Here is a 22,230-nt window from a genome sequence, read left to right as displayed (position 1 = left end):
TATTATTGTAAGGAACGCTTAAAGTTGCGGAATTCAGGAGGCCTTCTTTCTTCCGAAAAGAGCCGCTTTAATTGCCTGTGTTTTTTCTTTATTTTCCCCCTGCAAGCTTTCAATTATCAAAGCAAGAAGGCAAGATAGAATAAAAGCGGCTACAGTACTTATAACTACTGTTAAAGCTCTTTTGGGTTTAGACCTGATACCCGCAAGTTGAGGTGCATCATAAACCTCAAAAGTAGGCAGGTCCTTCACCTCTTCCAGTTTGGCAAGCTCAAATTGAGGGTAAAGGTATTCAATTATTTTCTTTTCTATTTCCAGGTTCAACATCATTTGGGCATATTGCATTGCCAAATCAGGTATTTTATCTATTTGGACGATATATTCCGGCACTAGGTCACTTCCGCTTTTTTCCAAACTTTTTATTTTTTTCTTCAATAACTGCAGTTTTTCAGCAAGATTAATAACTACCGGAGAATCAGCAGAGTATTGGGATAACGCAAGAGAATGTTCAATTTCCGTTTGCATATATTCAGCCACAATATCACTATAGAGTTCCAGTTGGGCTTCCGTTTGTTGAGTAATATCAATAGAGCGGTTTTTCTTTTGAAAATCTCTTATTTGTTCGGATAGAGAATAAACTGCTTGCAGATGACTATCCACCTGTTTTTCCAAAAATTCCCGTTTTTGGCGTCCTTTGCTCATTTTACTGTGCAGAATGTATTTATTCAAAGAATCCAAATGATATTGAACGATTTGGCGGGAGAGTTCTTTATTTTTGGTTTCGGCTATGATATTTACCAGGTATGTTTTCTGGTCGTAAAATATCTGCATTGTGGATTCGCTTAATTTTTTTACAGCCAGTTCCATAGCTTTGAGGGTATCAGGTTCGTTTATTTTATAATAGGGTATCAGGTTAAACTTTCTAATCACCTCTTCCTGAAATTTACGGCTTTGCATTATGTAAATGAAATCCACTGCCATATCATATTTATCGGTTTGGAGAAGACCACTGCCTAAAAGGTCCATAAAGCCTCCTCCTAAAGAACCTAAACTTCCCGATTCCGCAATAGGCATCAAGGTTGCTTTGGATTCCCAATATTGAGGAACTACCAGTGAATAGATGATAGCACCAATAGCTACAAGGAGGCAAATACTTATAACCAAAGTTTTGCGTTTGGCAATTACCAGAATAATATCCAGCAGTCCTAATTCATTTTTATTCATTTTCCATCCTCTTATGAGGTCTTAAAATTTTTTTCTCTCCTGCCCGGAAAGGTTCATAATTCTCTTAAAAACTAAATTGTTATACCGAGAAAGGGGTCCAAAACAGCTGGCAGTTTAATAGTTCCATCTTCTTGTTGATATGTTTCCCAAATGGCAATCAGCAAACGCGGAGTAGCAACTCCGGAACCGTTTAAGGTATGCAGGTGTTTCACTTTTCCGGTTTTATCCTTATAACGAATATTAGCGCGGCGTGCTTGAAATTCACCAAAAGTGCTAACTGAACTCACTTCCAGGTATTTTCCTGTTCCAGGAGCCCAAACCTCTAAATCGTATGTTTTTTGAGAGGCGAAAGATAAATCACCGGTACAAAGGGCTACAACTCTATAATGCAAATTGAATGCCTGTAAAATATCTTCGGCATCGGAGAGAATTTGTTCCAGTGCCTCGGCAGATTTTTCCGGCTCTGTAAAATGAACTAATTCTACTTTATTGAATTGATGTAGGCGTTGCAAACCTTTTGTTTCTTTTCCGTAGGAACCGGCTTCTCTTCTAAAGCAAGGAGTGTATGCTACAAATTTTTGGGGCAGGTCTTTGTAGGAAAGCACTTCATCAGCAAAAATATTGGTAACCGGAACTTCTGCAGTGGGAATCAGAAACAAATCATCCTTTTCAATCCGATACATATCTTCTTCAAGTTTGGGAAGTTGTCCTGTTCCCGTCATCGTTTTCCGGTTTACAATTACGGGAGCCATCAGTTCAGTGTAATTATGTTTCTGCAGATGAAATTCCAGCATAAAGTTTATGAGAGCGCGTTCTATGCGAGCACCTTCACCTGTATAAAGGGGAAAACCGCTACCGCTGATTTTTGCTCCCCGGGGTAAATCCAACAGTTTATTTTGTATAGCCAGTTCCAGATGGTCTTTGGGAGTAAAGGAAAATTGTTTCGGTTCACCCCAAATTTTTATGATTTTATTGGCTGATTCATCTTTTCCCACGGGAACATCCTCTTGTGGAATATTGGGAATGGTTAGCAGCAATTTTTCCAGTTCGCCGTTTACAATGCTCAATTGAGCGGAGAGTGCTTTTATTTCTTCCGCTGTTTTGGTCATTGCCTTTAGTTCATTTTCAATGTTTTCCCCTGTCTTTTTCTTTTGGGCAATGAGGGCAGAAACGCTGTTTTGATGTGCCTTTAAGTAATCAAATTCAAATTGCAGTTGGCGTCTTTGTTCATCAATTTCCAGCAGTTTATCCAAATCCGCCTTTTCATTTTTATTGCTGATTGCCTGCCTAACGAGTTCTATGTTGTTACGAATAAACTTAATATCTAACATTCTTGTCCTTTACTTTTCCTTCCAATTTGCACCATTTCCAGAAAATCCTCTTCTTTTAAGGAAGCACCTCCAATTAGTCCTCCATCAATATCTTCGCAATCCAAAAGTTCTTGCAGGTTACCGGGTTTTATGCTTCCGCCATAGAGAAGGGAGAGTTTTTCGGCAACCTTATCGCTATAATTGCTTTTTAGCCAATTACGAATTAAATTATGCACTTCCTGTGCCTGCGAAGGAGTGGCAGTTTTTCCAGTTCCAATTGCCCAAACGGGTTCATAAGCCAAAATTATTTCCTCACCACTAAGCAGTTTTATATTTTTCAGACAACCCGAAAGCTGGCTTAAAATAACATTTTCTGTTTTCCCCTCTTCCCGTTGTTGCAATGTTTCTCCGATACAAACAAGAGGAGTTATATGATTTTCAAAAAGCTTTAGTATTTTAGCATTTACGGTTGCATCTGTTTCATTATGGTATTGACGGCGTTCAGAATGGCCTACAATACAATATTTCAAGCCCAAAGATGCCAGCATTCCTGCTGAGACCTCTCCGGTGTAAGCACCTTCAGAATGAACGGAAACATCCTGAGCAGAAACCTGCATACAGGAACCATAAGAACCCTTCAGTGCTTCTTCCAGAAAGGGATAAGCCGGTGCAATTAAAGGTATTACATTTTCCAATTTAAGCTTATTAAGTTCAGGAATTACTGTCTCCAAAAAATTCTTTGTTTCCTGTAAACCTTTGTTCATCTTCCAGTTACCGGCAATATATATCTTCCGCATTAGCATACCTCATTTCTTTCAATCTTTTTTATCACTCAAATTTTAATTTGCATATTAGGTCAAGTATTTTTCTTTTAGCGGGGACTTCAAATTCTGATTTTACGGAAAAAGACGGAGAAAAAAGGTTTAATAAGTAGAGAGGATTAAATCCCGCAAGGTTGACCTCCCGGTCAATCACCTTTTTCCCTTTTTTTAGGATTCCGTGTCTACTTTTTTAGGACACCACAAAATCCATAATCCTATCCCTTATGCTTCCGATATGATTCCCATATCGTTCCCATATCGCGATACGGGAAAGTTATGGGAATATATTGATAAATATAGCGGTTAAGATAATCAAACAAAAAATTGGTATAAACGGGAACAAGCAGGAGCAAAAAAACTGTTATTACGGTCTTGATAGAGGCAACACAATAAGCGAGGTATCTGCCACTGGAACAGATACCTCGCATTAGGAAATAGTTATAAAGTTCCTATTTATGCATTCTTGCCACCAGAGAAGCCACATACCAACCCTGATACCGAGCTCCTTCCAATTCGTTTTCCGAAGGCATTCTATTGCCATCTCCAACAATTGTGGAAGCTCCATAAGGAGAGCCACCGGAAATTTCATCCATAGTTCCCTGCCCCTGAAAAGAATAGGGTAGACCTGTTATCAACATACCGTGATGCAAAAGAACAGGATAAAAACCTAAAATCGTGGATTCCTGCCCCCCATGCTGAGCTGAAGTAGAGGTAAAAACACTGCCAATTTTACCTATTAAAGCACCTTTTGCCCATAAAGAACCGGTTCCGTCAATAAAGGTCTTCATTTGAGAAGGCAAACTGCCAAAACGCGTGGGAAAACCGAAAATTATAGCATCCGCTGTGGTTAAATCGTTAATTTCGGCAATAGGAATGTGAGCAAATGCCTTTTTTGCTTCCGTTGCTCCTATTTTATCCAGAATTTCAGGACTGAGGGTTTCCGGAACCTGCTTTATTTCCACTTCCATTCCTTCTACTTTTCTTGCACCTTCTGCAACCGCTTCCGCCATTTTGTAAATGTGACCGTAGGCAGAGTAAAAGAGGACTAATACTTTCATTTTAGGTTAACTCCTTATTATTAAGCTTTATGGATATATTAACTGGAAAATCCAACTTGGCAAGAGCGGAAGATAATTTTATACTCTCACAGATAACACAGATAGCACAGATTTTATTTTATGAGGGTTTTTTTACACTGTAAGTCAGGAGTCGTCACTGCTGAAATAACTTTTGCAGTATTCTCTATTTTGTTTAGCAGTGAGGACTCGTGGCGATTAGTAGAGCTTTCAGGTCTTGAATAAAACTCTCAATATGCGTTTCGGTTGTATTAAAACTGCACATTAGGCGAACTTCGTTTAATGCCTCATTCCAAGTGTAAAAATGATATTTTTGTTGTAGTGGTTCAATTATCTGCCGGGGCAAAATTACAAACACAGAATTAACAGCAACTTCTTGGGTAACAATTAATTCCGGTATTTCTCTTAATCGCTCTGCCAATAGTTTTGCCATTGCATTTGCAGTTCTGGCATTCTTCAAATATAAATCATCTTCCAAATATGCCTGAAACTGAGCAGCAATAAAACGCATTTTACTTAAAAGCTGACTTGCCTGCTTACGGTAAAAACGCATAGCGGAAGTTAATTCGGGACGAAAACTAATTATTGCCTCTCCACAAAGTAGACCATTTTTGGTGCCTCCAAAACTGACAATATCGGCAGAAATATCTTTAGTCATATCTTTCAGGGAACAATTCAAAGCTGCCGCCGCATTCGCCAAACGGGCTCCATCAATATGTAAAAACATATTGTTTTGATGAGCAAAATCAGCTAACCTCTGCAATTCCTGCAAAGTATATAAAGTTCCATATTCCGTGCTTTGAGAGAGGGAAATTATTTTTGCCTGGGAATGATGTTGATCACGATTTCCCAATAAATGAGGTGCAATGAGTTCCGGAGTAAGTTTTCCCTCCGCTGTTTCTATGGGCAGTAATCGTCCCTGGGTAAATTTTTGGACAGCACCACATTCGTCTGTGTTGATATGAGCGCTTTGGGGACAGAAAATGGCATTATAGGAGTGCATAACTGCCTGCAAACATAATATATTAGCTCCAGTTCCGGTAATTACGAACCAGGCATCACAATTTCCTCCGAAAAGTTCTTTAATTTCGTTTAAAACACTTACTGTTAAAGGATCATCTCCATAAGCCGGACAAAATCCCTCATTAGCTTTTTGGATGGCTGCTAAAACTTGGGGATGTATTCCGCTGTGATTATCCGAGCCAAAACTAACTGAATCCATTTATATTACCTCATTTATTTTATTTAGCTTAAGCTTAAGCCGGGCAATGCGTTTATCTATAGTGGCTACTTTTTGGTCATTAACGATAGGTCGGCTAATTAAATAGGACTTTAATTTTTCGGCATTAACAAGGGCTTCTCCATAGCGTTTATAATATTTTTCCAGAATGATACAGGTCTCGTGCATTGAAACGGGACAATTTAAGGAAGAGGCAATATTAAAACACTTTAAAGCGGATTCCATATCCTTTTCCTTTTTATAAATAAAGCCCAGGTCTCTCAGAACATCTTTATCTGTTATTCCAGCTGAAAGCATATCCTCTAAAATTTTTTTAGCTATATCAATGCGGTTCTGACTTTGATACAACATTGCCAAAGAATGATAATCAATTCTACTGTCCATTCCCCCTTGAGGAGGATAACTGATACTGTTACAAATAAGTGTAAAAAGAGCTGCCGTATGTAAAATGTCCGTATGATTATGCAGAAAAACCCTTTGCATAAGCTCTGGATTGCCATTTAACAAAAAACTGAAATAGGTCTGCGGAATTTCGCCACCTTCAATATCCAGTTCCATGTCTCTAATTTGACCCAGAATATAAAACTCTATGGTCTCCAAAGCACAGGAAGGAAGCTTGTTTTTCCATAAACGACGGGCAAGATGAAGTAAATCCAAATGTTCCATTGCTCGTAAATTCAGCCAGATTTGATGATACAGCAAACGGGATTCCAAAACAGGAATATCAAAGGTCTTGCCGTTAAAAGTAATCAGTAGGGACTTTTCGTTTACCAGTTCCAGCAGGCGATCAAAAGAATTCACTTCCGCTTCGGGATCGGGAAGAAAAATTTGCTCCACAATAAACTGCTCATTTACATAATAACCCAAACCGATCATAAAAGCAAATATGCCATTACTGCGTAAACCGGTTGTTTCCAAATCCAAAATCAGGATGTCTTCTTTCTTCCGTTCTTTGCTTGTATCCAGGTTTGCCCAATTGAGCAAAACCTCCGGAATAAATTCAGGATAAAGAGCTAAACCCTCAATTTCTGTTTGCAGGGGATATTCTTTTTGGGTGTAAAAATAAGGGTCTTCGGAATGAGCAGAAAATTCACCTGCAATAGAGTGTTTTAATGTTTCTCTTAGCAGTTCTTTCAGTTCTGAAGCGTAAAACTCTCTATCCTGATGCATATCTTGAATCATAATTTATCTTCTGAATTTCTGTTGGGAAATGCATATAACTTTTTTATTCTTGCTTTAGCCGGAATAACAAAGGACTTTTCCTTCAAGAACTGATTTAAATAATAAAATAGGAATATTGCTACATCTGCCAGGATTTGTTGCAATGGGTTATTTTCCATTCATTATTAACTTTCTGCCACAACCAGGTTTCAGTGTAAATTGTTTCAATGGTCTTTTTATCTTTGTTGGTAGCAATTCCCCGAATGTTGGCAATCCAGACGGCTGCCTCATTTCCTAAAATATAGGTCTTCTGTTGCAGGATTTCCAATTTTTGATTAGCTATGGATGCATATTCCTGCTTTAACGCGCTGATTAAATCCATTCCGGTGTAAACATTTGAACCCAGATAATACATATCTGTGGGATCATTGCTCAGGTATTTTTCCAGAACGCCGGTCTTCAGATTTTCAGCATCGGTTAATAATTCCTTCATTATAGTATCAATTTCTGTAATAAGAGCTGATGGATCAACAGGTGTTTCTGTCTTTTCTGCTGTTTTCGGATTGCAGGCACAAAAAAGTAGCAGTAACACCAAGGCGAAAATAGAATAGTATCTCATCATACCTCCAGAAGCGGTTATTTGGTTGTTTTCGTTCTGCTTCCAAGAAAATACCTTAGCTGAATTAGAATTATTTTGTCAAGGTTTGAATTAGGTAGAGAGGTCTTGAGGTTTAGGGTTCTTGAGAAAATAATTCTAACCCTCTCAACCCAATTACTCAATATGTCTATCAATTATTTCCACTGCATTATTGGGCTAAACAACTATATACTATCTCTTACGACTTCTGGAAAATGTCTCCTAATGTTTTTACACTGCCTAAAAGGGCAGATGATTCATAAGGCAGAACAACTGTCTTATCTCCTTGTTTTACAATCTCTTTAAAGGCCTCCACATATCTAAGCGCAATTTGATATTGAGCCGGGTCGGTTCCGCTGTCTTTTACTGCTTCGGCAATTAACATAATAGCTTGCCTTTCAGCATCCGCAACGAGTTTTTTTGCTTGTGCTTCACCTTCTGCTCTCGCTATACGAGCTTGTTTTTCACCGTCTGCAACTCTTATTTGGTATTCTCTTTCACCGTCTGCCTGTAGAATTCTGGCTCGTTTATCGCGTTCGGCGCGCATTTCTTTTTCCATAGCTGTTCTAATTTCTTCGGGAGGTAAAATTTCCTGCATTTCTACGCGGTTAACTTTCACACCCCATTTATCGGTTGCTTCATCTAAAATATCACGCAATTTGGCATTAATAGCATCCCGGGAAGTGAGGGTCTCCTGCAAGGTTAATTCTCCGATTACATTTCGTAGTGAGGTCTGAGTTAGTTTTTCAATCGCCTCGGGTAAATTGCCTATTTCATAAACTGCCTTATAGGGGTCTGTAATCTGAAAATAAAGTAATGCATTGATATTAATAGAAACATTGTCACTGGTGATAACATTCTGCCGGGGAAAATCATACACATTTTCCCTTAAGTCAATTCTATCTTCCACTTTATTGACCACAACTACATTTCCACGATAGTCAAGTTTGTTATAACGCCAGTGAATAGGACGCGTTTTATCAAAAATAGGAATAATAATATGAATTCCGGAATCCAAAGTCCGGTAATATTTTCCTAAGCGTTCTACAATTACCACACTTGCTTGACGCACGATAATCATTCCCCTTGAGATAAAAACAAGGATTAAGATTGCAAACACGATTACTACATATAAATAGGTCATTTTTCTCTCCTTTCTATTTGTGCCCTGATATTCCTGTTCTGTTTTTTTGGCAAGAGAAATTGTGAAGGATGAGAGGGTGGTTTTATAGTTCTTAGTTCGTAGTGCGGGTGTGCAAAGTTTTTTTCGGTGACTGAATAAGAGAACACAGATAACTGAATTGATTGGATTAACTGGATTTGTTTTTTACACGCTATTTTTTTTATAATTAGCGAAGAACTAAGAACAAATTCGGAATCCTTATTTTTGGGCTGTGTAATCTGCGTAATCTGCGAAATCTGTGTAATCTGCGGGAAACAATTATTTTTTATCAGGGTAATTATAAGTTCTTACCCAAACCTTTAAAACCCGCGACGGGCTGGGGCTGTCCCGAAACTAAAACTTAGTTATGAGACAGTAAATATAAACCATTTTAAGGAATAATCTCCTCTTTAGAATACATCTTTGTATACCTGAAAATGGCAAAAAATGGACTTTTGGGAGGTTGTGAGACAACCCCGTTGGCTACGCCTCCTCCACAGGTCTCCAGCCCGTCTCAGCAAGGTAGCTTATTTTAAAAAAGAACTTGACAAGGATTTATAAGATAAAAAGAATGAAATTGGTCGCTTGTCCATACATAGATTGTGAGTAATGAGAGATAACAGATGCACTCAAAGAACCTGAGAAACAACGAGTTGGAATTTACACCAACATTTGGGACTCAACAAAAAATTGAGGTTTAAATGAAGAACAAAGTATTAATGCCTTTTCTTATATTTATATTCATTAGCATTATTGTATTTCTGGGTCTTTTTTCTTGCAGTAGTGACACTACGAAACCCCAAAATTTGGAAGAATTGGAAAAACCTTTTGGTATTCCCCATTCCGAGAAACCTGCTATTCCTAAAAGTTTTAATATCATCGTTGATGCCAGTGCAAGTATGTATGGTTTTACGGGCAAAAATAGTGGTTTTCTCAATTTACTTAATACAATAATAGCAAAAATTCCTCAGGATGCTAAAATCAACTTTTATAGTTTTGGACAAGGCTCGCTCAAGATGGAGGGAAATTTAAGAGCCAATCTATATAAATTATCCAGACGAGATTTTTATAAAGAATCCAGAACTGATCTTACTAAACCTTTCAACTTGATTAGAGAAGATAAAAATTCTGTAAATATAATCCTCACTGATGGTGTGCAATCAACTCAACATTCCCAAGAAGATTATGTTATCTTTGCTAAAGAACTAAATCAATATCTGGAAGGAAACGGCTTCTTTGCTTTGATGGGAAAACAAGTTCCTTTTGAAGGGTCCTATTTTTCTGAATATGCCAGAAAATATATTGATATTGAACCAGGAGGAAAACGTCCCATATATTGTCTTGCCTTCGGAAATCGTAAATATGCGGATTTTGTCCAGAAGAAAATTAGAGACCTTTTTGATAATTGTTTTGATTTTGGAGTCGTTCTACCAAATCATCTAAAATATACACAGGATGAATCAGGGAAAAATGAGCCTGAAAAACTTGTCCATATAAGTAATGATGAAAAACTGCCGGTGGCATATTTTAATTTAGGAAAGGGTCATTTTCAATATCTGAAATTTAATTTAAAAGGTTATGAAGATAGATTCGGTACTACCATAGATTATGCAGTTGCCTATCAAGCGAAAAAAAATCCTAATTTCATTGAATTGCAAGATAAAAGAGGAACTATTAAAGCAAATAAGCTTGCAAGAACAGATAAAATAACTTTTAAAATTCCTTTTGAAGAAGATAATCCAGGTACCTACCGCATTCTCTTATCTTTTCGTAAAACCTTACCCTCCTGGATAAAAGAGTGGAGCACGAATGATGATTCAAAGCCTGAATTACAGACTAAAACCTATCATCTTGCTAATTGGATGCAATTTATTCTGGATAACTTTGAGGACTATAAATTTTTAACTACGACTCGTTATTATCTACAAATAGAGAGGAAATAAATGTTACTTAATATCTTATTTTTTTGGTTCTTCTGGCCTTCAATTTACATTGAGAATTGGCGTAATGAAATGGCAAAAAGCATTGTTATTGGGTTAATGGTTAATATAATTTTTATCGCTATCTATACTGCTTTGCATTACCGTAGAGAAAAAGAAAGCCAAAGATTCTGGATGACTTTTATAGTCTCTATGGTTATTAATCTGATTTATATCATATTTACTACGATTAAGATAGATAGTGAGATGGTGACGGATAGTTACAGGTTTATCTATATCCTCAATTTTATGATTGCTATGGCAGTGTGGGACTTTTTACTGTTTTACCTGGCAAGTCCTGCTCTTAGAGCAAAAAAATATTTTTGCAGACTTCATGAATATATACTCAAAGCTAAATAGGAGGAATAGTGCCTTACTATGTATTTTCTATTGGAGGAACAGGTGCAAGATGCCTGGAATCACTTATTTATTTATGTGCTATGGGAATTCATTTAGACCAGCCTCTATTTCCTATATTTGTTGATCCTGACCAGAGTAATGGAAATATCACCAGAACTTTAAGTCTAATTCAAAAATATAAACTCATTAGAGAACACTTACCAAGACCATCCCAAGATTATTTATTCAATACAGAGATTATATATTGTGATGAAGAAAATGTACTTGATACTAGAGTTATAATTCCTAATTTATATAACCCCAACTCTGGTTTAGACCCTTCTCAAAATAAACTTTCCCATTTTATTGAATATGAAACGAAACTTCAGGGGACAGAATATAAATTCCTGGCTGACCTTTTATTCAGTAAAGAAGAATTAAATATGGATATGAGTGCTGGATATAGAGGTATTCCTTCTATTGGCTCTATCTTAATGACCGATATTCAAAATCAAGCTTTCTGGACAGAATTAAAAGGTAGATTGGAAGAAGATACTGCTTCCAGAGTTTTTATTTTTGCATCGTTATTTGGAGGTACTGGAGCTTCAGGATATCCAGTTATCAGCAAATTAATCAAAAATGCATCTCCATCTACTAAAGTTGGTGGTGTTTTAATGCTTCCCTATTTTAAGCTTAAAGACCCTGAAAACTTGCAGAAATTTCAAGAAAGCCTCAAACAAGAAAAGATAATGCCAAATTCAAAAAGTTTTATGATTAATGCTAAAACTGCTTGTGAATTCTATAAAAATAATTATTCTCAGATTGACTCTAATTATTTTCTGGGTGATGACTTTGAACACTGTAAACAGTACGAAAATTATGCTATAGGAAGCACTGAGCAAAAAAATGATGCTCATATGCTGGAACTTATGGCAGCTTATGCTGCTATAGATTTCTTCAATAAAGGAAGCGGTAACTTCAAACCATTCTATGTAATACAGGTGAAAAATCCTGATAAAAATAATGATGATACTACCGATGTAGTTGATGAAGATATTCCTCATAAAGATAAAGGAAAACCATTTGAAAAGTTTGCTCTACTCTATCATCATATAAATGAATTATTTGAACTTATTGATAAAAACAATGTTAGACTTTTAGATAAAATAGCTTGGTTAAGAGACCTTAAGATTGACAATGAAAAAGTTAGAGCAAGAGATATAATTGATAAAAAAACTGAACTTTCTTCTCTTAAAGAATTAATGGATTCCTTCCGAGAATGGATTTATCAAAATCATAATAATTATGCAAAATTAAATATAATGGATTATGAACTCAAACTTGATAATCTTCTAACTAATAATCCTGATAAATATAAAGGATATCATATAAGCCATCTGGATACCAAACTTTATGATAAGAAAACCAATCAAAATAACTTATTAGGTGATATGGTAGAAGCAATGTCCTTGGCAAAAATAACTAAAGGAAGGTAAAAAATGGCACGTTACTTGCTTCCAAAACAACAATCTTTACCTCAGACCACACCTGGTCAATGGAAAGAATTATCTCCAACTGAATTTACTACTTTTGTTAATGAAATGGAAGTTTCACCGGATTCCAAAATTAATGTTACTTCTATTCCTTCACCTTGGGCAAGAATGTTACTTTTTAAAGAAGCTATTAAATCTACTAATCATCTTATGCACAAAGAAGCTATGTCCAATATCCTGGATGTTCTGGAGATAATCTTCTATTATGAATTGATGAATATTAATATTGAGTATAAAGAGATTAAAATAAAGAATGACGAGAAAAATAAGTTTCTAAAAATACTGTATGACCTCAGTCCGGACGAACTAAAGATAAATGATGTTGTCAGCATTGGTTTATTAATTGCCAGCAGAGATTCAAATGATAAATTCGTTTTAGCAGGAACCAGTCCCTTTTCTCTTTTATTCACACCTATGAATTTAAAGCATAAAGAAGGTAATATAGTTTTCCCAAGATATTTTAGAGAAAAACCTGTCCCTCTTAAAGAACGTCCACAGGATTTTCAAAGATGGATAAATTCTAACTTTCTCACTAAACTACGAAAAGATGGAAACTATCCTGATTTAGTTAAAGCTTTATCTGATGATGAAGGTATATGTGCAGAAAGTTTAAAAGAATCGTTAAAGGAGGACATTTTACTTACTTGTGATTTTCTCTTGGAATCCTCTCTGTCAAACCTGCTGGAAAAAATTAATATAAAAAGAATATCCAGTTCATATCTGTTGAAACATCTTAAGGAAAATGAAATACCCCCTCTGGTTATTGACACTTCCAAAAGTTTATATGGTAGTGAGTATTACAATGGTTATAACTATCTACAAGATTTCAAATATGAAGAATTAAAAGATAGCAACAGAGATTTTCTGCCAGGTGAAAACATAAAATATCCCTGGATATTACCCCAAGAAGATTTTTTCCAACCGGTTCTGGTTAAGTATAAATATCGGCTCAATAATAATAGACTTATACTCGGTTCTTACAAAGATAGCAGCGATATGAAATATGCACTTCCTCTAACTGATACATTTTTCTCCTATTTTAACTATGATGATGTACAGGATATGTTAAGCATCCAAGAAATAAGTGATAAAACAGTTAGAGTTACATTAAAAATTCCTATCCAGAATGGAGATTATATAGAAATTAAACGGGATTATTTTCAAGACTTAACTAATAGCAAAGAAAATCGTATTATAAATTATGATGACCGGGATATTGATACACCTCTTCCACATATAATGATTTGGCCTCCACTACATCCTGAAAACTGGAAAGATAGCTATTATGCTTTTGTTTATGGGAAAAGATACAAAGATGGTATAAATCAGGAAGAAATGGTGCCTCTGGAGTTTAAAGACCAGGATTTTAAAGATATAAATTATGAGAGATCTCGCAAAGCTGATAAAATAGAAATATTCCAATTAGAAAAACTTCCTACTTATATTGTGATTTCTGATATTGCTTCCAATGGTAAGGGTTTATTAATTCTCAATCATAAATTCCTGACCACAGTAATGAATCCGGAAAAATCTGCAAAAGTTGGTATTGATTTTGGAACTTCCCATACTAATATTGCTATTACAATTGATAATTCCGAGCCAGAAGTGCTGAAATATAGTTCTGAATTTTCAGGTAAAAATCTGAATGATAATGATTTTATCACCCTCATAAGATTTTCTGAACCAGAATTAGGAAGAGAACAAATTCCTAATTTGATTTATAATTATTTAAAACAATATTTCTTACCTAATTCACTAAGTGAGATTCATAATAATCAATCTGTTGATATGCCTCTTCCTTCTATGATATTAATTGAAGGTGATACTGATTCTTATAAAGCATTATTAAATACCTCTATTGCTTTCTCTAAAGATGATGTTGGATTTTTCAATTATGATTTAGATGGAAGGACAATTAAAAAAACTTATGTTCAACAAACCAATTTAAAATGGGCACCTCAATTAATAAAACAACAAGCATCAAAAGAATATCTCAGGATATTACTGCTCTTGTTAAAGTATGAATTAATTAAACGAGGAGTTGATTTAAAAAAAGTAGAATATCACTGGGCTTTTCCTAAATCTTTTTCTGAAACTTTAATCAATGATTATAAAAAAATGTGGCGTGAATTAGTAGGAGAAGGATATAAAATTACGGATGAAAGTAAAGCTGCTTTACTATATTTTGACCATAAAGGAATTCTTCCTCGTAACACTCCAGATATCTCAATAATTATTGATACAGGAGGCGGTTCATCTGATATTTCTATCTGGCAAGATGGTCAAATCCATATGCTCTACAGTTCTCTCTGGGCTGGAATGAATCTGGTTGGATTTGAAAAAGATAATGTAATATATTCAATAATTTATGACGCCGTCATTAATTTACCTTCTACTAAAAGAGATATTTTTCAAAATATTAAAGGGTTTCAAAATCAGTTGAATTATATTCTATATTCATTAGATGAAACCACATTGAGTAATCTTGCAAGGTCAGATTCTTTCTATAAAATTCGCTTTATAATTCTCTATTTCTATAGTGCACTACTATATGAAATTGGAATCCAGAGTAGAGCAATTGATATGGATAATATCAAAAAAATCAACCTATACCTGGCTGGTAATGGTTCACGATTTGCCTGCTGGAGCAGTGGAGCAGTGGATAAAATAGATGAACAGGAACAAGAGATTTATAAACAAGTAATTAAAAAAGCTATCTCTTTTGATAAAGAGGTAGAAATTCACACTTCTTCTGCTCAGGATAAGAAAAGAGAAGTAGCCATAGGACTTTGTAGAGGTAATGAAGAACTCAGAGCAAAAGAAGCAAGTAAAAAACAAATAATTGCGGAAAAAGTATTTATTGAAGCGAACTCTGACCTCTCTAATATGACAATAGATGAATTTAATGAACTAATTTTACAGAATGGACATAATATACATCTGGACCAAAATAAATCTGAAATAGTCAAGTTCCATAACACCTTCTTTGAGGTACTCGCAAAAAGTAATCTTTATAGGGATAGATTGAAAAATAATAGTGCTTTATCTAATCTTGAAAGTATAAAAAATATATTAATTGGCGATGGGGGTAAGTTCATTGGTGAATTGAGAGGAGTTATAGAAGATAATATTAAAAATTATAATTCTATTTCCAGCTCAGTATTTATTCTTGGAATGCAGATTACAATTAATAGATTACATCGTTATCTTTCAAAAAATCAATAGAATTAGGATATAATAGAAAATGAGATGGGTAATTTTAATTTTAGTAATTTTAGAAGGTGCTGTTTTAGCTTGGATTATTATTAAATTTCGTAAAAAATTGGAGGATCTGGAAACTGCCAAAGAACATCATAGACATAGTAGTGATGATGAACAAATCCAGAAACTTTATTCAATGCTCAATTCAATTAGAGGTAAATTGGAAAAAATTGAGGAACTTGAAGATCGAGTTAAGCAACTGGAAAATAGATTGAATCAATTAAACCATATCAATAAATCTGAACCACAGAATATGATTAATCCGCCAATTGAAATTCTTCCTCCAAAAGAAGAACCAAATCAAGATAATAGAATCTGGGTTTGGAGATCTGAAGAAGGATTAAAAAAACTTGAACCAGTTAGCAATCCCAAAGGTCTTTATCTAATTAAAGATGGGACAAAATATCTTTTACATCTGGATAATCTTTATAAGGAAAATATCAATGATACAATGAGGTTATATAGGGAAATTATTGATTTCCCTGCTAATATTCAGATAAATGACCAAATAGTATTGAAGAAAAATCCTATATATGAAAAACAGGGAAATTACTATATATTCCGAGCAAAAGGTGAAATATCAATAAAATAAGGAGAAATAATGAATTCTACCATTGTTTTAACATTATTTTTTATAATAGTTTTTATTATTATTGAAATCGGACTATCTATATATAATCGAAATAAAACATTTAAGATCATAAGATCTGAGAATATATTGATAAATAGTACAAGAGAAGTTATCAAAGCAAAAAATGAGGATTTATTTATTAATCTGAGTGAAGAAGAAAGAAAATATCCAGCTTTAGATTATCTTGCTACCTGTGCTCAAACAGGTCAACAAATAGATGTGGAAAACTTTAAAGAATTACTAATTTCAAAGACGAACACTGCTTTTTATAATATAAACTCTATAATGAATCAATTACCAATCATTGGACTAATGGGAACTTTTCTGGGTATTATAATAGGTGTATGTGCAACTGGACACAACATAAGTCAATTAAAGAATATAAATCCAGATAGTTTTATTTTAGCCGAAAGTATTATTCCCCTCCTTTTTTCAGCTGGTCTTGCTTTTTCCAGCAGCTTATGTGCTTTAATCTGTGCTTTTTTATTAAAATCGTATTTTGGAAAGGAAAGAAATATATCGGATGAAGTAATTGATAGCGCTATGAAAGCTCTGGTAGTAGATTATATTCCTTATATATCACCTAAATCCACAGAAGACCGTTTTGCTAAAACAGTAATGAGACTAAATAATACCATAAATAAATTTGTTAACAGTTTAGATGAGAAACTAATTGGATTTATCAACAATTTTCAGCCCCTTATTGAAAATCAGAAGCAAACAAATGAAGAAACTCTTAAATCTATGGAAGATATTGCTACTCGGTTAAATCAAGATTATGAAACAATTAAACTGATATCAAATCAACAAGCACAACAAATTAATTCATATTCCGATATCACAGAAAAGTTAAAAGATGCAAGTTCTTCTATGGAACAAAGTATTAAACTTGCTACTGAGAACTTAAATGAATTCGTTAATTTGGGTTCTGAGATGAAGACTAATATAGGAGAAATGAATGAACCCTTGAATAATATCATTAAAAAGCAAGAGGAAATTACCAGAGTAAATGAAGGGATTATTAATGAGATGAAAAAACTCCTGGAAAACATTAATATTATTCCATCCTATACCAGTTCAGTCCAGAATTATCTAACTGCCTTGAATAATAAGCTTGATACTTTTAGTTCTGTAGGTGATAACGTGCATAGCGTTACCCGAGAATTTGACAATTTTAAAGAGAATTTAGATAAACTTTTAACTGAGTTCATCAGTAGCTCTCAGATATTTAGTGAAACTATGACAACGAGTTTTAAAGATTATGATCGGGAATTAAGAACTCTTTTTGGTCAAACAATTCCTAAAAAAGAAAAGATAGATTTTTATTATTATGACCCTGAATCTATATCACAACTTAATGCTATTGCAGAGAAGAATAATGCTATGATTGATTCTATGATAAAGTATTCTCGTTCTCTGGAAGAAAATCTTAATCGGTTTAATCAAGAAATTGATTCCCTAAGAGTTTTTGGCTTCATTAGAAAGAAGAAAAACAACAGGAAACATAAAAGATGAAATCAGACAATCGAGATGAGTTAAATTATTGGCCCAGTTTTGCTGACATTTTTTCTTCTTTATTCTTTATTTTCTTCATTTTATTTTCTATCTTCTATTTTAATTATAGCAAAAGAGTAGAGGCAGATCAAAAAGATATTGATGATTTCAAATCAATGTTTAAATCTCTTGATTTGGAATTAAATCAAGAAAATAATGAAATAATTATACCAGCCGATATTCTTTTTGAGTTTGATAAAAGCGAACTAAAAAGTGATAATCTTCCTAAAATCCGGCAATTCAGAAAAAAGCTTAAAAATTATATGCAGGTAGGAGATAGAAAAAAAAGATATTGCATAATTATAGAAGGACATACAGATACCGTTGGAGATAAAAATTATAATTATAAATTATCTTTAGATCGTTCACTGAGTTTGATTAAGGAATTTAAAGAAGATGACTTTTTTAGAGATCCAGATATAGATTTGATTCCAGCTGCTTTTGGAGAATCAAAATTGGCAGTGCCGACACCTGATAATACCATTAATAAGAAAAATAGGCGAGTAGTAATAAGAATTGTCCCCAAATTTATCGGAACAATGCAACAGATAATGTCTAAATAAATAGATAATGTATAAATCTAAAATACCTTTTCATTTTAATATTTTGATGAATCCTCAAAGATTAATTGAACTATTTTTAATTTTTTCCCTTTTGCTGGTTTGTTCTTGTAAAACTCATAACTCTTCCGATCAGAATAAAATTGCTATCTATAAACAACCTCAAGCACAATCTATTCTTGATTCTCAAAAAGTGATTAAAAGTGGCAGTTATTCCTTAAATCAGATTTTTGTTTTAAATAATACTGAACTTCAGAAGGCAAAATTTAAAGTTATAAAAATCTATGATGGTGATACTATAACTATTTCTGATGGCACGCATGAAATTAGAGTAAGATTGATAGGCATAGACACTCCTGAAATGAATGAAAAAAATCCTATTTTAAGAAATCTTGCCAATCAAGCGAAAGATTATCTTAGCTCATTAATTCTAAATCAATTTATCTATCTGCAACTGGACCATTTTAATGAAAAGTCAATGCATCTGGATAAATTCGGCAGATTATTAGCCTATGTCTACCGTTTTTCTGATAATCTTTTTGTTAATGCTCAGATGATGAGAATGGGTTTCAGTCAGGAGTATGAAAAGTATTCCTTTGAACAGTTGCATTATTTTAGAAAATTAGCAGCTCAAGCAAAAGCTGAGAAACTCGGAATCTGGGCCCTTATGAATAGCACAAATTTGTATGATGTTAAATATAATTCTTTAGTTTGTTTCTCTTCTGATGACACAAATTTCATTACTAATAATGGAAAAGCCATTTAAAATTTAGCAGGCAAATAAGTTAAATAGTAATTCATATTCTAAATTTGCCATCAATATATGAGAATAACCCTACTTAATCTTTATCCATTCCTTTCTCCTTAATTTTAGTCCGCTATTTTCAGGACACCTCAAAAATGGAGAAGAAGTAATACAAAACTATAAGGAAGCTTATTATTGGTATCTAATTGCTTCCAGAAATGGTTATACTGATGCAGAACAAGAGGTAAAAAGTATAGAAAATCAACTGACATATCAACAAAAGCAAGAGGTGCAAAATAGGGTTAATGAATGGTTTAGGACTCATCCTAAAGAATAGGGATAGTTAAAGGACTTAATATCTTCTTTTAATTATGATTTTTATTAGATAATAGCATATCTTTAAAATAGTTTTATGAGAGGGTGATTTTATAGTTCTTAGTTCGTAGTGCGGGAGTGCAAAGTTTTTTTCGTTGATTGAATAAGAGAACACAGATAAATGAATTGACTGGATTAATTGGATTTGTTTTTTGCGCGTTATTTTTTATTATTAGCGAAGAACTAAGAACAAATTCGGAATCCTTATTTTTGGGCTGCGAAATCTGCGGGAAACAATTATTTTTATCTGTGTAATCTGTGATATTTGTGAGCGGTTACATTTTTTGTCATACTCCAAAAAATAACTTGACTTAAGTTGCCTCTACAAAAAAGGATAAAGAAAAGAAAATAGTGAGGTGATTATGCTAACCTATAATGAAATTCGTTATAATGCCAGAGAGTATTTAAAAGGGAAATGGAACAATCCCTGTGCTTTGATATTTCTTATTTTAGCGATTATTAATTTAGGAGTTTCTGCCATTCCTTATCTTGGTTCGGTTGTTTCTCTCCTTATTTCAGGACCTTTAGCGTTGGGAATGGCAATTATTTTTCTCAAACTGGTTCGCGGTGAAGAAATTAGTGTAGAAATGATATTTGCAGGTTTTAAGGATTTTACTCGTAGTTTAACGGCAGGATTATTAATCTTCATTTATGTGTTTTTGTGGTCTTTACTTTTGATTATTCCTGGAATCATTGCCTCATTTTCCTATGCAATGACTTTTTTCATAATGGCGGATAATCCAAATCTTTCAGCCAATGAAGCAATTAAAGCCCGCAAAGAAATGATGAGAGGTCATAAAACAGACCTTTTTTTGCTGGAGCTTTCTTTTATTGGTTGGATATTACTTAGTGTCTTATCGTTCGGCATAGGTTTCCTGTGGTTGGGCAGTTACATTTACACTGCTAATGCAATTTTCTATCATGAAATCAGAGTAGAAGAAGCACCTCAGGTAATAATTGAAGCTCCTTATGAAGAACAAACTGTCCCTCCTCCTGACATAGAAGAGTAAATCGTTCAATTATTTCTTAAGCGACCTATTCGTTTTTTTCTGGAAAAGAGAAACTAATGCTTGAGGAAGAGGTACAGTCCTTTTTTCCACCACAAAAAACAAAGGAATAAAACTTAGCCAACGCATAATTCCACCTACACCGAAAATCACCTGTTCCGGTTCTAAAATCTTTTTACCAATTGTGAGTGAGGAAGGATAAAAAATACCACAGGCAAGGGTTGAAAACATCATTGCCAAACCGGTTATGGCTCCGTAAATTCCCGAATAAACCTGTTCTTTCCCTTTTTCAGCTACGGAAAGAATAAAATTGGTAGTTATAATTCCTGCTCCAGCCCACATAAAACCCGAACTTAGTGCTTCCAGCCACAAAATGGAATAGTTTCCAGCACTGGTAAAAAGCCACAACATAGGATTTAATCCTCCCAAGGCAATACAAATCTGCATAGCTGTTTTATTGCCATTTTTATCTATAAAGCGACCCCAGAATTGATAAGATAAAAGTGAGGAAAACACACTCAAAGTATTATAGATTTGGATTTCAAACAAACTCATAGAAAGTTTCTTCATCATAAAAGGTCCCCAAAAAGGACTGCCTACACCAATGGCTAACATCCACCAAATACCAAAAACGGAAAGCAGACGGAAGTTTTTATCCTTAAAGGGAGCTGAATAACGCTCCCGTAAACGCTGTTCAGGAACAGGACGCAAGGGTCTTTCAGGTTGACGGTTTAGAAAAAATAAACCAATTAAACCAATAAGAGAAGCAAACACAAAAACCCCGGCTAAAAACAAGGGCTGATTTTGAGGAAGAAAGAATTTCTCTGCTCTCAAAAGCTTTATGTAGCCAAGTTTGAAAGCACCTTTGGCGGATTCAAAAAGGTCTATATGAAAACTGACTATGTAACTTACTATCAATCCTATTCCAATCAAAATTTGATTGCGCCTGGAGAAAAAGCGTCCCCGAATGGAAAGAGGAATCAAATCACTTATCCAGGCAATCCAGATATTTGCTCCCAAAGATTGTAAACCTGCACTAAAAAATAGCAGTATAAGCACAAACCAGATTCCCTGTAAATGATTATTAAACAGCAAAGACAGCCCTAAAAAAATGGTCAAAAACCTGCCTATAGCAGTAATTTTAATACAGGCAGATTTACGTTCCTTCAGTTTATGAGTAATAGCTATTCCCAAAGGTTGCCAAAGAGCAGAAACCTGTCCTATAGCGCTTAATAAACTGTAGTGCATTGGTGAAGCACCCAAAATTACCATCAGCTTTACAATAAAGGAAGAACCGATTGCAGACAGGTTTCCGTAAATCTGAGCAAAAATACCTTCTGTTACAGAGGTCTGAAAACTAATTCTAAGACGACTATGTTTCTGCTTTTTATCTATGTTGCGCATCTTTTTTATACTCATATTATTCATTGTAGGGAAGTGGTTGTTCTTGTCCAGAGAATTTACACTACGAGGAGTATTAAATAGTAAAAAGTGAAATTAGGTATTTGGTTTGCTGAATTCAGATTTGCCATAAATTGAGAGCATTTATTTTTCAGAGTTTTGTGAACTTTTTGGCAAAGAATGAATTTACCAACCCA

18 protein-coding genes are annotated in these 22,230 nt (G+C 34.3%); 9 read left to right on the top strand and 9 right to left on the bottom strand.

What is annotated here, in order from left to right:
• Positions 1-33: 33 nt before the first annotated feature.
• The 8 genes from CLOAM_RS07850 to CLOAM_RS07810 all read right to left on the bottom strand — a co-directional run bounded on the left by CLOAM_RS07850 (position 34) and on the right by CLOAM_RS07810 (position 8,610).
• Positions 34-1,221, bottom strand: a complete 1,188-nt coding sequence (locus CLOAM_RS07850) for a Wzz/FepE/Etk N-terminal domain-containing protein (RefSeq protein ID WP_015425364.1) — start codon at positions 1,219-1,221, stop codon at positions 34-36.
• 71 nt (positions 1,222-1,292) lie between these two features.
• On the bottom strand, positions 1,293-2,552 hold the full coding sequence (gene serS, locus CLOAM_RS07845) for a serine--tRNA ligase (RefSeq protein ID WP_015425363.1): 1,260 nt from the start codon (positions 2,550-2,552) through the stop codon (positions 1,293-1,295).
• Positions 2,546-3,328, bottom strand: coding sequence for a triose-phosphate isomerase (tpiA, locus tag CLOAM_RS07840; protein WP_044279093.1), 783 nt, complete (start codon positions 3,326-3,328; stop codon positions 2,546-2,548). The genes serS and tpiA overlap by 7 nt, the downstream gene beginning before the upstream one ends.
• A gap of 473 nt (positions 3,329-3,801) precedes the next feature.
• Complete coding sequence (gene wrbA, locus CLOAM_RS07830) at positions 3,802-4,410, bottom strand: NAD(P)H:quinone oxidoreductase (RefSeq protein WP_015425360.1); 609 nt, start codon at positions 4,408-4,410, stop codon at positions 3,802-3,804.
• A gap of 193 nt (positions 4,411-4,603) precedes the next feature.
• Positions 4,604-5,650, bottom strand: coding sequence for a threonine aldolase family protein (locus tag CLOAM_RS07825; protein ID WP_015425359.1), 1,047 nt, complete (start codon positions 5,648-5,650; stop codon positions 4,604-4,606).
• Positions 5,651-6,850, bottom strand: coding sequence for a ribonuclease H-like domain-containing protein (locus CLOAM_RS07820; RefSeq protein WP_015425358.1), 1,200 nt, complete (start codon positions 6,848-6,850; stop codon positions 5,651-5,653).
• Between the two features lie 118 nt (positions 6,851-6,968).
• Positions 6,969-7,451: a nuclear transport factor 2 family protein gene (locus CLOAM_RS07815; RefSeq protein WP_015425357.1), complete on the bottom strand. Its 483-nt coding sequence runs from the start codon at positions 7,449-7,451 to the stop codon at positions 6,969-6,971.
• Between the two features lie 214 nt (positions 7,452-7,665).
• A complete protein-coding gene (locus tag CLOAM_RS07810) occupies positions 7,666-8,610 on the bottom strand; it encodes an SPFH domain-containing protein (protein ID WP_015425356.1) in 945 nt (314 codons plus the stop codon).
• Positions 8,611-9,329: 719 nt separating this feature from the next.
• On the opposite strand from CLOAM_RS07810, the gene CLOAM_RS07805 reads away from it, so the two are divergent.
• From CLOAM_RS07805 to CLOAM_RS07765, 9 genes are all read left to right on the top strand, one after another.
• Entirely contained in the window at positions 9,330-10,571 is a 1,242-nt protein-coding gene (locus tag CLOAM_RS07805; RefSeq protein WP_015425355.1) for a hypothetical protein, read from the top strand.
• Positions 10,572-10,967 carry a hypothetical protein gene (locus tag CLOAM_RS07800; RefSeq protein WP_015425354.1) on the top strand — a complete coding sequence of 132 codons (396 nt, stop codon included), beginning with the start codon at positions 10,572-10,574 and terminating at the stop codon, positions 10,965-10,967. It abuts the gene before it with no gap.
• Between the two features lie 8 nt (positions 10,968-10,975).
• Positions 10,976-12,442 (top strand): FtsZ/tubulin family protein, encoded by a 1,467-nt coding sequence (locus CLOAM_RS07795; RefSeq protein ID WP_015425353.1) that lies wholly within the window; start codon positions 10,976-10,978, stop codon positions 12,440-12,442.
• Between the two features lie 3 nt (positions 12,443-12,445).
• Entirely contained in the window at positions 12,446-15,724 is a 3,279-nt protein-coding gene (locus tag CLOAM_RS07790; RefSeq protein WP_015425352.1) for a hypothetical protein, read from the top strand.
• A gap of 19 nt (positions 15,725-15,743) precedes the next feature.
• Positions 15,744-16,352: a resistance protein Rx N-terminal domain-containing protein gene (locus CLOAM_RS07785; RefSeq protein WP_015425351.1), complete on the top strand. Its 609-nt coding sequence runs from the start codon at positions 15,744-15,746 to the stop codon at positions 16,350-16,352.
• Between the two features lie 9 nt (positions 16,353-16,361).
• Positions 16,362-17,906 carry a methyl-accepting chemotaxis protein gene (locus CLOAM_RS07780; RefSeq protein ID WP_015425350.1) on the top strand — a complete coding sequence of 515 codons (1,545 nt, stop codon included), beginning with the start codon at positions 16,362-16,364 and terminating at the stop codon, positions 17,904-17,906.
• A complete protein-coding gene (locus CLOAM_RS07775; protein ID WP_015425349.1) occupies positions 17,903-18,508 on the top strand; it encodes an OmpA family protein in 606 nt (201 codons plus the stop codon). The genes CLOAM_RS07780 and CLOAM_RS07775 overlap by 4 nt, the downstream gene beginning before the upstream one ends.
• Before the next feature lie 7 nt (positions 18,509-18,515).
• Positions 18,516-19,271, top strand: coding sequence for a thermonuclease family protein (locus CLOAM_RS07770; protein ID WP_015425348.1), 756 nt, complete (start codon positions 18,516-18,518; stop codon positions 19,269-19,271).
• Positions 19,272-19,987: 716 nt separating this feature from the next.
• Positions 19,988-20,635: a DUF975 family protein gene (locus tag CLOAM_RS07765; protein ID WP_044279091.1), complete on the top strand. Its 648-nt coding sequence runs from the start codon at positions 19,988-19,990 to the stop codon at positions 20,633-20,635.
• A gap of 9 nt (positions 20,636-20,644) precedes the next feature.
• On the opposite strand, the gene CLOAM_RS07760 is transcribed toward CLOAM_RS07765, so the two are convergent.
• On the bottom strand, positions 20,645-22,036 hold the full coding sequence (locus tag CLOAM_RS07760; protein WP_232502674.1) for an MFS transporter: 1,392 nt from the start codon (positions 22,034-22,036) through the stop codon (positions 20,645-20,647).
• Positions 22,037-22,230: the final 194 nt, after the last annotated feature.

Source organism: Candidatus Cloacimonas acidaminovorans str. Evry, assembly GCF_000146065.2.
GTDB lineage: Bacteria > Cloacimonadota > Cloacimonadia > Cloacimonadales > Cloacimonadaceae > Cloacimonas > Cloacimonas acidaminivorans.
This window is presented reverse-complemented; position numbering and strand designations above follow the sequence as displayed.

Coding starts and splice junctions, on each gene's coding strand:
- CLOAM_RS07850 (WP_015425364.1), bottom strand. CDS start 1,221: ATGAATAAAAATGAATTAGGACTGCTGGATATTATTCTGGTAATTGCC.
- serS (WP_015425363.1), bottom strand. CDS start 2,552: ATGTTAGATATTAAGTTTATTCGTAACAACATAGAACTCGTTAGGCAG.
- tpiA (WP_044279093.1), bottom strand. CDS start 3,328: ATGCGGAAGATATATATTGCCGGTAACTGGAAGATGAACAAAGGTTTA.
- wrbA (WP_015425360.1), bottom strand. CDS start 4,410: ATGAAAGTATTAGTCCTCTTTTACTCTGCCTACGGTCACATTTACAAA.
- CLOAM_RS07825 (WP_015425359.1), bottom strand. CDS start 5,650: ATGGATTCAGTTAGTTTTGGCTCGGATAATCACAGCGGAATACATCCC.
- CLOAM_RS07820 (WP_015425358.1), bottom strand. CDS start 6,850: ATGATTCAAGATATGCATCAGGATAGAGAGTTTTACGCTTCAGAACTG.
- CLOAM_RS07815 (WP_015425357.1), bottom strand. CDS start 7,451: ATGATGAGATACTATTCTATTTTCGCCTTGGTGTTACTGCTACTTTTT.
- CLOAM_RS07810 (WP_015425356.1), bottom strand. CDS start 8,610: ATGACCTATTTATATGTAGTAATCGTGTTTGCAATCTTAATCCTTGTT.
- CLOAM_RS07805 (WP_015425355.1), top strand. CDS start 9,330: ATGAAGAACAAAGTATTAATGCCTTTTCTTATATTTATATTCATTAGC.
- CLOAM_RS07800 (WP_015425354.1), top strand. CDS start 10,572: ATGTTACTTAATATCTTATTTTTTTGGTTCTTCTGGCCTTCAATTTAC.
- CLOAM_RS07790 (WP_015425352.1), top strand. CDS start 12,446: ATGGCACGTTACTTGCTTCCAAAACAACAATCTTTACCTCAGACCACA.
- CLOAM_RS07785 (WP_015425351.1), top strand. CDS start 15,744: ATGAGATGGGTAATTTTAATTTTAGTAATTTTAGAAGGTGCTGTTTTA.
- CLOAM_RS07780 (WP_015425350.1), top strand. CDS start 16,362: ATGAATTCTACCATTGTTTTAACATTATTTTTTATAATAGTTTTTATT.
- CLOAM_RS07775 (WP_015425349.1), top strand. CDS start 17,903: ATGAAATCAGACAATCGAGATGAGTTAAATTATTGGCCCAGTTTTGCT.
- CLOAM_RS07770 (WP_015425348.1), top strand. CDS start 18,516: ATGTATAAATCTAAAATACCTTTTCATTTTAATATTTTGATGAATCCT.
- CLOAM_RS07765 (WP_044279091.1), top strand. CDS start 19,988: ATGCTAACCTATAATGAAATTCGTTATAATGCCAGAGAGTATTTAAAA.
- CLOAM_RS07760 (WP_232502674.1), bottom strand. CDS start 22,036: ATGCGCAACATAGATAAAAAGCAGAAACATAGTCGTCTTAGAATTAGT.